This window comes from Shouchella hunanensis (genome assembly GCF_028735875.1).
In the GTDB taxonomy this organism is placed as follows: Bacteria; Bacillota; Bacilli; order Bacillales; family Bacillaceae_D; genus Shouchella; species Shouchella hunanensis.
The window spans coordinates 1533007-1545733 of sequence record NZ_CP117834.1; the positions used below are offsets into that span (position 1 = coordinate 1533007).

The 12727-nt window shown below is 43.4% G+C and carries 13 protein-coding genes and 2 rRNA genes; 14 read left to right on the forward strand and 1 reads right to left on the reverse strand.

Annotation, left to right across the window (positions count from 1 at the left end; all coding sequences use genetic code 11):
* The first annotated feature begins 73 nt into the window (after positions 1 to 73).
* The 13 genes from PQ477_RS07800 (at position 74) to rsmI (ending at position 11233) form a co-directional block, all read left to right on the forward strand.
* Positions 74 to 3010, forward strand: a 23S ribosomal RNA gene (locus PQ477_RS07800).
* A gap of 209 nt (positions 3011 to 3219) precedes the next feature.
* Positions 3220 to 3335, forward strand: a 5S ribosomal RNA gene (gene rrf, locus PQ477_RS07805).
* Positions 3336 to 3773: 438 nt separating this feature from the next.
* Positions 3774 to 4115: a hypothetical protein gene (locus PQ477_RS07810; protein ID WP_035395073.1), complete on the forward strand. Its 342-nt coding sequence runs from the start codon at positions 3774 to 3776 to the stop codon at positions 4113 to 4115.
* Positions 4116 to 4429: 314 nt separating this feature from the next.
* Positions 4430 to 4627, forward strand: a complete 198-nt coding sequence (locus PQ477_RS07815) for a sigma factor G inhibitor Gin (RefSeq protein ID WP_035395075.1) — start codon at positions 4430 to 4432, stop codon at positions 4625 to 4627.
* A gap of 94 nt (positions 4628 to 4721) precedes the next feature.
* Positions 4722 to 6152: an aminotransferase class I/II-fold pyridoxal phosphate-dependent enzyme gene (locus PQ477_RS07820; protein WP_035395077.1), complete on the forward strand. Its 1431-nt coding sequence runs from the start codon at positions 4722 to 4724 to the stop codon at positions 6150 to 6152.
* Positions 6152 to 6790: a dTMP kinase gene (gene tmk / locus PQ477_RS07825; protein WP_035395079.1), complete on the forward strand. Its 639-nt coding sequence runs from the start codon at positions 6152 to 6154 to the stop codon at positions 6788 to 6790. The genes PQ477_RS07820 and tmk overlap by 1 nt, the downstream gene beginning before the upstream one ends.
* Before the next feature lies 1 nt (position 6791).
* A complete protein-coding gene (darA, locus tag PQ477_RS07830; RefSeq protein WP_060705882.1) occupies positions 6792 to 7121 on the forward strand; it encodes a cyclic di-AMP receptor DarA in 330 nt (109 codons plus the stop codon).
* A gap of 18 nt (positions 7122 to 7139) precedes the next feature.
* A complete protein-coding gene (gene holB / locus PQ477_RS07835; RefSeq protein ID WP_060705881.1) occupies positions 7140 to 8129 on the forward strand; it encodes a DNA polymerase III subunit delta' in 990 nt (329 codons plus the stop codon).
* A gap of 2 nt (positions 8130 to 8131) precedes the next feature.
* A complete protein-coding gene (locus PQ477_RS07840; RefSeq protein WP_144557374.1) occupies positions 8132 to 8959 on the forward strand; it encodes a PSP1 domain-containing protein in 828 nt (275 codons plus the stop codon).
* Positions 8960 to 8972: 13 nt separating this feature from the next.
* Positions 8973 to 9308, forward strand: coding sequence for a DNA replication initiation control protein YabA (gene yabA / locus PQ477_RS07845; RefSeq protein ID WP_035395080.1), 336 nt, complete (start codon positions 8973 to 8975; stop codon positions 9306 to 9308).
* A 62-nt stretch (positions 9309 to 9370) separates the two neighbouring features.
* The gene (locus PQ477_RS07850) at positions 9371 to 10105 is read left to right on the forward strand and encodes a tRNA1(Val) (adenine(37)-N6)-methyltransferase (protein WP_246117094.1); all 735 of its coding nucleotides are present in this window, start codon (positions 9371 to 9373) and stop codon (positions 10103 to 10105) included.
* On the forward strand, positions 10102 to 10368 hold the full coding sequence (locus PQ477_RS07855; RefSeq protein WP_274273324.1) for a GIY-YIG nuclease family protein: 267 nt from the start codon (positions 10102 to 10104) through the stop codon (positions 10366 to 10368). The genes PQ477_RS07850 and PQ477_RS07855 overlap by 4 nt, the downstream gene beginning before the upstream one ends.
* The gene (gene rsmI, locus PQ477_RS07860) at positions 10361 to 11233 is read left to right on the forward strand and encodes a 16S rRNA (cytidine(1402)-2'-O)-methyltransferase (protein WP_274273325.1); all 873 of its coding nucleotides are present in this window, start codon (positions 10361 to 10363) and stop codon (positions 11231 to 11233) included. The genes PQ477_RS07855 and rsmI overlap by 8 nt, the downstream gene beginning before the upstream one ends.
* A 25-nt stretch (positions 11234 to 11258) precedes the next feature.
* Here the strand turns inward: rsmI and abrB are convergent, their stop codons facing one another.
* A complete protein-coding gene (abrB, locus tag PQ477_RS07865; protein ID WP_035395083.1) occupies positions 11259 to 11540 on the reverse strand; it encodes a transition state genes transcriptional regulator AbrB in 282 nt (93 codons plus the stop codon).
* A gap of 231 nt (positions 11541 to 11771) precedes the next feature.
* Between abrB and PQ477_RS07870 the strand changes: the two genes are divergently transcribed.
* Positions 11772 to 12725 carry a DNA double-strand break repair nuclease NurA gene (locus PQ477_RS07870; RefSeq protein ID WP_035395084.1) on the forward strand — a complete coding sequence of 318 codons (954 nt, stop codon included), beginning with the start codon at positions 11772 to 11774 and terminating at the stop codon, positions 12723 to 12725.
* Positions 12726 to 12727 lie beyond the last annotated feature (2 nt).

Here is a 12727-nt window from a genome sequence, read left to right on the forward strand (position 1 = left end):
CGTAGTTCGCTACGTAACTGACAGAAAGACAGGAACCAGACGAAGAGATACGAAGGGAATCTGAAGTAAAAATGGATAAGTTAGAAAGGGCGCACGGTGAATGCCTTGGCACTAGGAGCCGATGAAGGACGCGACGAACAGCGATATGCTTCGGGGAGCTGTAAGTAAGCTTTGATCCGGAGATTTCCGAATGGGGGAACCCACCATCCGTAATGGGATGGTACTCCTGCCTGAACACATAGGGCAGGGTGAGGCAGACCCGGGGAACTGAAACATCTAAGTACCCGGAGGAAGAGAAAGCAAATGCGATTTCCTGAGTAGCGGCGAGCGAAACGGAATCAGCCCAAACCAAGAGGCTTGCCTCTTGGGGTTGTAGGACACTCTATACGGAGTTACAAAGAAACGGAGTAGGTGAATTGTCTGGAAAGACAAGCCGAAGAAGGTAACAGCCCTGTAGCTGAAACTTCGTTTCCTCCAGAGTGGATCCTGAGTACGGCGGGACACGTGAAACCCCGTCGGAATCCGGGAGGACCATCTCCCAAGGCTAAATACTCCCTAGTGACCGATAGTGAACCAGTACCGTGAGGGAAAGGTGAAAAGCACCCCGGAAGGGGAGTGAAAGAGATCCTGAAACCGTGTGCCTACAACTAGTCAGAGCCCGTTAATGGGTGATGGCGTGCCTTTTGTAGAATGAACCGGCGAGTTACGATAACGTGCAAGGTTAAGCTGATGAGGCGGAGCCGTAGCGAAAGCGAGTCTGAATAGGGCGAGTAAGTACGTTGTCGTAGACCCGAAACCGGGTGATCTACCCATGTCCAGGGTGAAGGTCGGGTAACACCGACTGGAGGCCCGAACCCACGCATGTTGAAAAATGCGGGGATGAGGTGTGGGTAGGGGTGAAATGCCAATCGAACTCGGAAATAGCTGGTTCTCCCCGAAATAGCTTTAGGGCTAGCCTCGAGTGATGAGTTTTGGAGGTAGAGCACTGATTGGACGAGGGGTCCCCACAGGATTACCGAATTCAGTCAAACTCCGAATGCCAAAAACTTTAACTCGGGAGTCAGACTGCGAGTGCTAAGATCCGTAGTCAAGAGGGAAACAGCCCAGACCATCAGCTAAGGTCCCCAAGTATACGTTAAGTGGAAAAGGATGTGGAGTTGCTTAGACAACCAGGATGTTGGCTTAGAAGCAGCCATCATTGAAAGAGTGCGTAATAGCTCACTGGTCGAGTGACTCTGCGCCGAAAATGTACCGGGGCTAAACGTATCACCGAAGCTATGGCAATCCCAGTAGGGATTGGGTAGGGGAGCGTTCCAAGGACTGTGAAGCTAGATCGTGAGGACTAGTGGAGTGCTTGGAAGTGAGAATGCCGGTATGAGTAGCGAAAAGAGGGGTGAGAATCCCCTCCGTCGAAAGCCCAAGGTTTCCTGAGGAAGGCTCGTCCGCTCAGGGTTAGTCGGGACCTAAGCCGAGGCCGAAAGGCGTAGGCGATGGACAACAGGTTGATATTCCTGTACCACCTCGTATTTGTTTGAACGATGGGGGGACGCAGAAAGGTAGGGTGAGCGCGCCGCTGGCTGTGCGCGTCGAAGCATGCAAGGCTGGAACATAGGCAAATCCGTGTTCCGTGAAGGCTGAGCTGTGACCGTGAAGGACCCAAGGGTCCGAAATCCCTGATCCTCCGCTGCCGAGAAAAGCCTCTAGTTAGAATACAGGTGCCCGTACCGCAAACCGACACAGGTAGGCGAGAAGAGAATTCTAAGACGCTCGGGAGAACTCTCGTTAAGGAACTCGGCAAAATGACCCCGTAACTTCGGGAGAAGGGGTGCTCTATTAGGGTGTTAAAGCCCGAGAGAGCCGCAGTGAATAGATCCAAGCGACTGTTTAGCAAAAACACAGGTCTCTGCGAAGCCGTAAGGCGAAGTATAGGGGCTGACACCTGCCCGGTGCTGGAAGGTTAAGAGGAGGGGTTATCCCGTAAGGGAGAAGCTCTGAATTGAAGCCCCAGTAAACGGCGGCCGTAACTATAACGGTCCTAAGGTAGCGAAATTCCTTGTCGGGTAAGTTCCGACCCGCACGAATGGTGCAACGACTTGGATACTGTCTCAACGAGAGACCCGGTGAAATTATAGTACCTGTGAAGATGCAGGTTACCCGCGACAGGACGGAAAGACCCCATGGAGCTTTACTGTAGCTTGATAGTGAGTGTTGGTACCATTTGTACAGGATAGGTAGGAGCCTTGGAAGCCGGAGCGCTAGCTTCGGTGGAGGCGTCGGTGGGATACTACCCTGATGGTGCTGACATTCTAACCTCGACCCGTGATCCGGGTCAGGGACATTGTCAGGTGGGCAGTTTGACTGGGGCGGTCGCCTCCTAAACAGTAACGGAGGCGCCCAAAGGTTCCCTCAGAATGGTTGGAAATCATTCGTAGAGTGCAAAGGCATAAGGGAGCTTGACTGCGAGACCTACAAGTCGAGCAGGGACGAAAGTCGGGCTTAGTGATCCGGCGGTGCCGTATGGAAGGGCCGTCGCTCAACGGATAAAAGCTACCCTGGGGATAACAGGCTTATCTCCCCCAAGAGTCCACATCGACGGGGAGGTTTGGCACCTCGATGTCGGCTCGTCGCATCCTGGGGCTGAAGTAGGTCCCAAGGGTTGGGCTGTTCGCCCATTAAAGCGGCACGCGAGCTGGGTTCAGAACGTCGTGAGACAGTTCGGTCCCTATCCGTCGCGGGCGTAGGAAATTTGAGAGGAGCTGTCCTTAGTACGAGAGGACCGGGATGGACATACCGCTGGTGTACCAGTTGTTCCGCCAGGAGCATCGCTGGGTAGCTACGTATGGACGGGATAAGTGCTGAAAGCATCTAAGCATGAAGCCCCCCTCAAGATGAGATTTCCCATGGCGTAAGCCAGTAAGACCCCTTAGAGATGATGAGGTTGATAGGTCAGAAGTGGAAGTGTGGCGACACATGGAGCGGACTGATACTAATCGGTCGAGGGCTTATCCTAAATTTCTTGAGTTTGAGTAGATGATTTGATTTAGTTTTGAAAGAATCACCGATTCTTTTTAACAAGAAGGATTTCATTCCTTTGACAAAGAGCAACAAGAAGATCGAGGACTAGAAGTGCTTGAAGGAAGGAGCGTACTTGCGTACGTGACTGACAGAAAGACACAAATAGGACGAAGAGATTCGCCGTTGATCTGACGTCAAAATAAGTCTGGTGGCAATAGCAAAGAGGTCACACCCGTTCCCATGCCGAACACGGTCGTTAAGCTCTTTTGCGCCGATGGTAGTTGGGGGCTTCCCCCTGTGAGAGTAGGACGTTGCCAGGCAATCAGAAAGGCACCTGAAAGGGTGCCTTTTTTTGCGTAGAAAAGAAAGAAAGGCGCAAAAGAGATACGCTTCGACAGAAGCGAGTCAGACAGATCGAGAATGATTCATTTTTACCGAACCACTCTTTGAGGAAGTAGCGATGTTACCGTTTGAAAAACGTCTTTTTCAAACAAAAGAAGTTAGAAAACTAAAGTTTAATACATAATTTGGAAACTGACAGCTACCTTCTTCCCTAATCAACGCTTACTCCGAGCTGGGGCATTTTTGAGTCAGATAGAGGCCCTACCCTTCGCTCATGGCATACAATCCTTACTCATAAAGAATGAAGAAAGCACGATTAATAGCAAATATTTCATTCAAACGGTATTCTTCTTATCCTTCAGGATGAACAATTAGATTGGGGAGCTGTTGAAGAGACAGCAAGGCGAAGTTCTTTCTTGCATGGGACGACGGAAAACCTTGGTTTAATTGGTCTAGATCGTGCGCTGTGTACATTGTATATGGTAGGTATGTTAAAGCAGACACCTAGTCATTATGTTAATCACTGTTACGTTCATCATAAAGGTCTAGTTTGTTCAGGTGAGATTTCGAAGAAGTTAGCTACTGTTATGCTTGATGTAGAACAAATTCTCTCCTGTAAAGAGTTTGGTGCCATAGATGCGGTAGTATCAGAGGCGATTAACTGTGACTGGGCAGAATCTGGAGAAGAAAGCGACACATATAGCCGTTTAAGTGATTGGGAAATCCTTTGTATCTCTCGGTCCGAGCACAATCCTTAATTCATTCTTTATTAGAGCAACCTGATAAATTTATCGTACGTGAAGGCGCTACAGGCAGAGGGATTCCTTTTTCAATGCGCCCGGATTCTCGGCTACTAATGAAAGATAGGAATGTAGAAATAGCTTTTGAAGATTGAACTCAATCCTTCAAAACGATGAAGCAAACGTATGAGGTACTCGATTTCTCAAGTTTGGCAGAAACAATTTAAGTTATACAAACACCTATATAGGTGTTTGCGCATACAATAATAAATAATGCCTCTCGTCGGTATAAGGAGCGCATTCTGGGCGATACTTATGGTGGAGGTGCATCTATGCAAAGAGTAGAACGAACGATTCGATTTAAACTTTATAAAGAGTGTCATGTGTGTGGGGATCTTATAGAAAAGGGGTTACGTTTAGGTCGTACAGAAATTTGCAATCGATGTGAGAGAAATATGGTTGAAGAAAATGATCACTACTTATACGATCGATACATTCAAGCGGTAAAAGAAATATGGAAACATTATTAAGAAGACTTGTTCCTGAAACAAGTCTTTTTTAGGTGACGGCTAATACATATTTCGTTAAAATAGAAGGAGTAAGAAAACAAAAAGGGGGTGTCACATGAGTGTACGTACTCCCATTATAGATGTTATACAAGCTCATATGAACCGAAAACCTTTGTCATTCCATGTACCTGGTCATAAAAATGGTCATAAATGGCATTCGTACCTTCCTTTATTTGAGTATTTATTGCCTTACGATGTAACTGAATTATCTGGGCTTGATGATTTACATGATGCAAAGGGAGCCATTGCTGAATCGCAGCAGTTGTGTGCTCAGTTTTATGGAGCCGGCGAAACAAGCTATCTAGTCGGTGGGTCAACGAGTGGTAATTTGGCAATGATATACGGTGTATTACAAGAAGGAGACACGGTATTTGTTGAGCGTGATTGTCATAAATCGGTTATGCATGCATTAGAGTTATGTAAAGCAAATGTCGTGTTCTTGTCGTCACAACGGTCAAGCGTCACCAATCATTCTCTAGGCGTACCATGTGAAGTGCTAAAACATGCGTACAAACAACATCCCCATGCGAAAGCAATTATTTTAACCTATCCAAATTACTGGGGAAGTGTGATTGATTATAGCGAAACGTTTCGCTTTGCAAAGCATCATGGACTACTTCTATTAGTCGATGAAGCACATGGTGCCCACTTTGTTGTGAGCAATGAAGCTTTAAATAGTCCGCCATCAGCACTACAATTAGGAGCAGATATTGTGGTACAGTCTGCTCACAAAATGCTACCAGCTCTGACGATGACAGGTTGGCTTCATTTTTCTACCACCATTGATCCACTTATCAAAAAACGAATAAAGCATGCGCTACAAATGTTTCAATCAAGTAGTCCTTCTTATATCTTGCTTGCTTCATTAGATGGGGCAAGGGCATTTCTAGAAGAACAAGGTCATCTTGCTTATCGTGAAGCTCTTGAAGCACGGAAAGACCTGTGTGAATGGATAGAGGTTCATCCAAATATAGAGTTAGTAGAAGAAGAAGCACGCTTTACAGACCCTTTAAAACTAATGGTAAAGCCGACAAATAGTGGTACAGGAATGAGTGTTTTAAATGCATTGAAGCAAGTAGGGATAGATGCTGAAATGGCAGACCCGAACGTTGCGTTGCTTGTTTTAGGACTATCTAGCTTACATCCAGATACGCAGAAACGGTTAAATCATGTTACGATAGAATTAACACCCCTTAAAGAAAAAAAAGATGTTGAAGCAGGAGCTAAGGGGAGTTTGTCCGAATTAATAAGAAGCAAAGATAATAAAGAAAACGTTGAGCTTCTGTCTCTACAAGATGCTGTTGGCAAAATAGCCGCTACGGACGTTATTCCGTATCCTCCAGGTATTCCGCTCCTTTTAAAAGGAGAGAAAATTTCTGAGGAGCACGTAGAACAAATGAAACAGTTCCTTTCTACAGGGGTTGCCTTCCAAGGATTTCAGCCCTATGAAGGAATAGTAGTTGAGCGTAAATCAGGAGAAGAATAATGCAAAAAGGTCTATTTATTTCAGTCGAAGGTGGCGAAGGAGCTGGCAAAACGACTGTAGTCGATAAAATTGAGTCTACGTTAAAAGAACGAAAGTATACGGTATTGCGGACAAGAGAACCTGGTGGGGTTGAGCTTGCAGAGCAAATAAGAAATCTATTGCTTCACACAGAGCAAATAGACATGGATGATCGTACGGAAGCTTTGCTCTATGCAGCTGCAAGAAGAGAGCACCTCGTGAAAAAAGTTCTTCCGGCAATGGAGTCAGGTGCGATTGTTTTATGTGATCGTTTTATTGATTCAAGTCTTGTCTACCAAGGGTATGCTCGAGGAATTGGAATGGAAGAAGTATGGAAAATTAATCAGTTTGCCGTTGAAGGTCATTTACCCGACTTAACGCTTTACTTTGACGTTTCGCCAGAAGTTGGTTTAGCACGAGTCAAGAAAGATCAAGTGCGGGATTGGAATCGTCTGGATCAAGAAACGATGAATTTTCATAAGAAAGTAGAGAAAGGGTATAAACTACTTGTTGAAAGTGAACAAGAACGCATTAAGGTCATTCAAGCAGAGCGGTCATTTGAAGAGGTCTACCATCAAGCGCTTACGATTATAGAAGACTTTATTAAAGGAGTGGAATAAGATGAAGCTAATTATGGCAGTTATCCAAGATAAAGATAGTACGAGATTATCAGATGCATTAGTAAAAGAAGACTATCGAGCGACACGTCTATCAAGTACAGGTGGATTTTTAAAAGCAGGGAATACCACTTTCCTTATTGGTGTTGAAGATGACGCTGTCGAAGAAGTCATGGGAATTATTCAGAAAAACTGCCGTAGTCGCGAGCAAGTCGTAGCCCCTATTTCACCGATGGGCGGCAATGCGGATTCTTACGTTCCTTATCCGGTAGAAGTACAAGTTGGAGGAGCGACGGTCTTTGTACTTCCAGTAGATCATTTTGAACAATTTTAATTAATCGTGGTGGATGAAATGAATAATTGGAACGATTGGATAGAGGCACAGCCACAGGTTGTGCCTATGTTAGTAGAGAGCATAAAAAAACAACGTCTTGCGCATGCTTACTTGTTTGACGGACAAGCTGGAAGTGGAACCATGGAGCTTGCTATTCTTCTCTCTAAAAGTTTTATGTGCCAGGAAAAGCAAGGGGCGAATCCTTGTTTAACATGCTTAGATTGTACACGAATAGACTCTGGTAACCATCCTGATCTACATAAGATTGCGCCTGATGGTCAGTCAATCAAACGGGAGCAAGTGGATTACCTCCAAAAAGAGTTTTCTTATCGAGGAGTGGAATCACGACAAAAAGTGTACATTGTCTCTGATGCGGATAAGATGACAGGAACGGCCGCTAATACGTTATTGAAGTTTTTAGAAGAGCCGCAAGGAGAGACATTAGCGATCCTTCTGACGGAACAGGTTGAAAATGTGTTACCGACGATTAGAAGTCGAGCACAGCACATACGGTTTCACCCTCCACTAAAAGAAGAAATTGTAAAGCAACTAATGGAGAATGGGATTGATCAAAAACATAGTTCGTTTTTAGCCGAACTCACAGAAAATAAAGAGGCAGCATTACGTCTAACAGAAGACGACTGGTCTTTTCAAGCCAGAGGTGTAGTGTTACAATTGATGCATGAGTTATACACAAGACCTGATCAAGCAATTATTACGTTAGCTGAAAAGTGGCTGCCGTTAATGAAAGAGCGCATTCATCAGGAAATGGGTCTTGAAATGATGACTTTATGGTTGCGAGACCTTTTATATATACGAGTTGGAAAGCAAGGAGAGCTTGTTTATAGCGATTTTTATGAATCCTATAAAGAGTTGTCGCTATCAACATCACAGCGTCTCATTACCCTTTCGTTGGCTAAAGTGATGGAAGCAAAAAGCCAACTTAGTGCTAATGTTGCCGTACAGTTAGTGATGGAAAGATTGCTTTTCACGATACAGGAGGGCTAGTTTTGCACGAGGTTGTAGGTGTCCGATTTAAAAAAGCGGGCAAAATTTATTACTTCTCGCCAGGTTCTCTCGAAATAACTGGTGAAGAAGCTGTAATCGTCGAAACATCCCGAGGAGTCGAATACGGGAAAGTAGTCGTTTCACCAAAGTTTGTTGATGAACAAGACGTTGTTTTGCCGTTGAAACAAGTTATTCGTTTAGCAACAGCTGAAGATACATTAGTTGTAAAAGAGAATCGCGAGGCAGCTCGAGACGCGATTGACGTATGCACGAAGAAGATCGAGGAACACAACTTAGATATGAAACTCGTTGACGTTGAATATACGTTTGATCGTAATAAAGTATTGTTTTATTTTACTGCCGATGGTCGTATTGATTTTAGAGAATTAGTAAAAGACTTAGCCGCTATCTTTCGGACAAGAATTGAATTGAGGCAAATCGGTGTAAGAGACGAAGCGAAGTTGCTCGGGGGAATCGGTCCTTGTGGTCGAATGCTTTGTTGTTCTACGTTCCTAGGTGATTTCGAACCTGTTTCAATTAAAATGGCAAAAGATCAAAATCTCTCACTTAATCCCGCAAAAATCTCAGGACTTTGCGGTCGTTTAATGTGTTGTTTGAAGTATGAAAATGACACATATGAAGAAGCTAAGAAAGAAATGCCTGATATCGGTAAGAAAATCTCCACACCTGATGGAACAGGAAAAGTGATTGGATTGAATTTACTTGACCGAGTCGTTCAGGTTCAACTTTTTGAAGAAGAACAGACGCTTGAATATGCTTTTGATGAATTAATGAAAAGTGAAAAGCTCACTTCAAAAGCAACGGATTAATGAGGTGAACGATGTGGATAAGAAGGCCATCTTCATGCAGGTTTCAAGCCTTGAAGAACGAATTGGTGATTTGCACGAAGAATTACGAGGTTTAAAAGAGCAGCTCGCTTACTTAATTGAAGAGAATCATTATTTACACATAGAAAATGAAAATTTACGTAAACGCTTAGAACCGGAAAAGCCTATTCTCCCTGAAGAGTTTGAACGTAAGAAGATGGTTGGAGAAGGTCATGAGAATTTGGCAAGGCTCTACCAAGAAGGCTTTCATATATGCAACACACACTATGGGAGTATTCGGCCTGAAGGTGATGATTGTTTGTTCTGCCTTTCATTTCTACATCAAAAATGAAAATACCAGAAGCCGATCTCCGTATGTTGAGATCGGCTTTTACAGTAAAGGAGTGAGGCAAAGTGCTTAAAGAAGATGAGCGAATGGATCATATTGCAGGTACCACTTATCAGATCATCCAAAGCGATAACGTATTTACCTATTCAATTGATGCAATCTTGCTAGCACGATTTGCTTCAATCCCGCTTCAAAAAGGACGAATACTTGATCTTTGTAGCGGGAATGGCGTTGTTGGTATGACCATGACGGAGCGAACAAGAGCCGCTATCACGTTGATGGAACTGCAAGAACCACTTCATACAATGGCACAGCGATCGATTAAAGAAAATAACCTATGTGAAAATGTGACTGCTTTATGTGCTGATTTAAAGGAGATAAGACAACACTTTGCACACGGTTTCTTTGATGCCGTTACATGCAATCCGCCGTATTTTAAACAATCCAGTCACGAACAAATAAAAGAGGAACGAACAAAGGCAATGGCTCGACATGAAATTGCTTGTACATTATCAGAGGTAGTGACATCAGCAGCTTATGTGTTAAAGCATGGTGGAAAATTAGCCATGGTTCATCGTCCAGATCGTTTGGTTGACATTATTGAAGCAATGAAACGAAATAAGATTGAACCTAAGCGGATTCGTTTTTGTCATAGTAAAGCAGGTAGCCATGCGAACATGCTTTTAATAGAAGGTATTAAAGGAGGCAAGCCTGGTTTAAAGACAGAGTCTCCGTTAATGGTTTACGATGAAGACGGTCGCTACACAAAGGAATTTAACGAGGCCTACTTTCGCTTATGAAGCATTATATGTATGTACTTGAATGTGGCGATCAGTCTTGGTACACCGGCTACACGAATAATGTGGAGCAACGGTTACGCAAACACGAAGAAGGCAAAGGTGCTAAATACACTCGAGGTCGAGGACCGCTAAAGCTTATTTTTGTTGAAACGTTTGCAACAAAAGAGGAAGCATTAAAGCAAGAATATCAATTTAAGCGAAAAACAAGGCGCGCCAAGGAGCGTTACGTTTTAGAACGAAGGAGTTTACAAGGAAATGATTGAACAAAAAAGTTATCCGCTTGAAGGTGGCGGTCTTTACCTAGTGCCAACCCCTATTGGCAACTTGGAGGACATGACAGTTCGAGCTATTCGGCTATTAAAAGAAGCCGATTATATTGCTGCAGAAGACACGAGGCAAACAAAAAAGTTAACGAACCATTTTGAGATTTCAACACCGCTAGTGAGCTACCATGAACATAATAAGTATAAAGCGGGTCGAGAACTGGTAGAAAAGATAAAAGCCGGTGCTGTGATTGCTCTTGTCACTGATGCAGGAATGCCAGGCATCTCTGATCCAGGCGAAGATCTCGTTACACTCTGTTTGGAAGAGAACCTTTCTGTTATATCTTTACCTGGAGCGAACGCAGCGATAACCGCTTTAGTAGCATCAGGCTTATCAACCCACTCCTTTCTGTTTATTGGATTTCTACCTAGAGGAAAAAAGGATCGCAAACTCGAATTAGAACGTCTACAAAAACAAACGGATACCCTTATCTTCTATGAAGCACCTCATCGGTTAAATCAAACACTTCAAGCGATTTATGATGTATTTGGAAACCGAAACATCGTCCTGGCGAGAGAGTTAACGAAGCGCTATGAAGAATATAATCGAGGTACAGTGGAAGAGGCGATAGAATGGGTAAAGACTGGTCAAGTAAAAGGTGAGTTTTGTTTATGTATTGAGGGATATAACGGTGAAAGCCAAGAGGATGAAACCGAATGGCATCACGCATTAACCGATATTCAACATGTAAAGCATTACGTGGAAATCGGTCTTTCTGAAAAAGAAGCGATCAAACAAGTTGCCAGTGATCGTGGATTAGTCAAACGAGAGCTTTATCAACGGTATCATGAGGCAAAAAAATAAACCCGCCATGGGCAGGTTCAGATAATTATTTTTTTGCCACATAGTCTTGGAGTTGTTCAAGTACAGCTTCGGCTCCTTGAGGGCTAAGTACGATCTTTCCATTTGCCAATGATAAGTTATCATCAGATACTTCACCTGTAACTTGGCATGTCATGTTGGCCTTGTATTTCTTCAAGATGATGCGGTCGTTATCAACATAAATTTCAAGTGCATCCTTTTCAGCAATGTCCAACGTACGACGAAGCTCAATCGGAATAACAACGCGACCTAATTCATCGACTTTACGGACGATCCCAGTTGATTTCATTACGTTTCCCCCTTAGATATGAAGCCAGTGTATAGTCAAGAATAATTTTATGTCATATTTCGACATAATTCTATAGTAATCTAAGAATAACAATATTTCCAAAACAAGTCAATCGCTTTAAATAAAAAAACTTATATTTTGCGACAATTTATTTTAAGCACTATGAAACCCGGCACAACAGTGTTTATAGAGGAAAAACATCTATTATAAAAAAGAAAGGAGAGGGTGAAAATGGATATTCATGCAGATGTAATTGTAAAATTGCAAGAATCAAACCAAAGATTAAAAGATACATATGCGCAGAGTAGTAGAAACAAAGACCTAATTCGACAAAAACTGACGAAAGAAGCGAATGTCTTTCGACAAATGAAGCGTCTTTCTACAGACGACCTTGTAAGAGCACTTGCTGGACGAAAATTAGCGGGAACAGATGGATCCGTCAATCAGACTAAAGGGGAAGCGCCTCATATTATTTATTTGTTTCAAGCTGTTGCTAAGGCAACGGATGGTCGTGCGGAATGGGAGTCTGATTTATTTATTCCATTATTAGAACGTGAAGACGACGAGGAAGAAACGATTAGTAAGCAACGGGCAAAACGTTTAGCGGTTTTAGAATTAAAGGCGGCGCGATCTTTAATTGAAGCAGACGACATTGCTGTAATGTTAATGGACGGTGCACTTTATCATTATCGAATTGATGCAAAAGAGGAATGGGAAGAACTTCGAGATTCAGCTTTGAAACGTAACACGTTATTAATTGGTGTATCTGAAGAAATTACAACAGAAAATTTGATCACTTTGGCAAGTTTTGAGACCTATGCTCGGAACCCATACTCATATGACCGAGATTTGTTATTTGGCATGCTTGATCAAAATGAAATGATCTACATTGATACGATTCAGCATAAAGCAGGCTTGCTTTCAACGTGGATGCGACTAGGGGCAACCCCATCCATTACAGGGTTTGATATGTTAGAAGAGCAAAGGGAGCATTTAAATTGGATTGGGGATTTACTTTGTACGCTTACCCCGTCTGAAGGTCGGGGTATACCACTCTGGCTAGACCATATTGATAAGGAAATTCGCATAACAGACAAGCTCGTTGAAGGATTGGTGGAACAATACATTGATGAAGACATTCGTCGACAATTCTTTGTGAAATTGCGAACCGAACGACCGTATTAAAA

Coding starts and splice junctions, on each gene's coding strand:
- PQ477_RS07815 (WP_035395075.1), top strand. CDS start 4,430: ATGCAAAGAGTAGAACGAACGATTCGATTTAAACTTTATAAAGAGTGT.
- PQ477_RS07820 (WP_035395077.1), top strand. CDS start 4,722: ATGAGTGTACGTACTCCCATTATAGATGTTATACAAGCTCATATGAAC.
- tmk (WP_035395079.1), top strand. CDS start 6,152: ATGCAAAAAGGTCTATTTATTTCAGTCGAAGGTGGCGAAGGAGCTGGC.
- darA (WP_060705882.1), top strand. CDS start 6,792: ATGAAGCTAATTATGGCAGTTATCCAAGATAAAGATAGTACGAGATTA.
- holB (WP_060705881.1), top strand. CDS start 7,140: ATGAATAATTGGAACGATTGGATAGAGGCACAGCCACAGGTTGTGCCT.
- PQ477_RS07855 (WP_274273324.1), top strand. CDS start 10,102: ATGAAGCATTATATGTATGTACTTGAATGTGGCGATCAGTCTTGGTAC.
- rsmI (WP_274273325.1), top strand. CDS start 10,361: ATGATTGAACAAAAAAGTTATCCGCTTGAAGGTGGCGGTCTTTACCTA.
- abrB (WP_035395083.1), bottom strand. CDS start 11,540: ATGAAATCAACTGGGATCGTCCGTAAAGTCGATGAATTAGGTCGCGTT.
- PQ477_RS07870 (WP_035395084.1), top strand. CDS start 11,772: ATGGATATTCATGCAGATGTAATTGTAAAATTGCAAGAATCAAACCAA.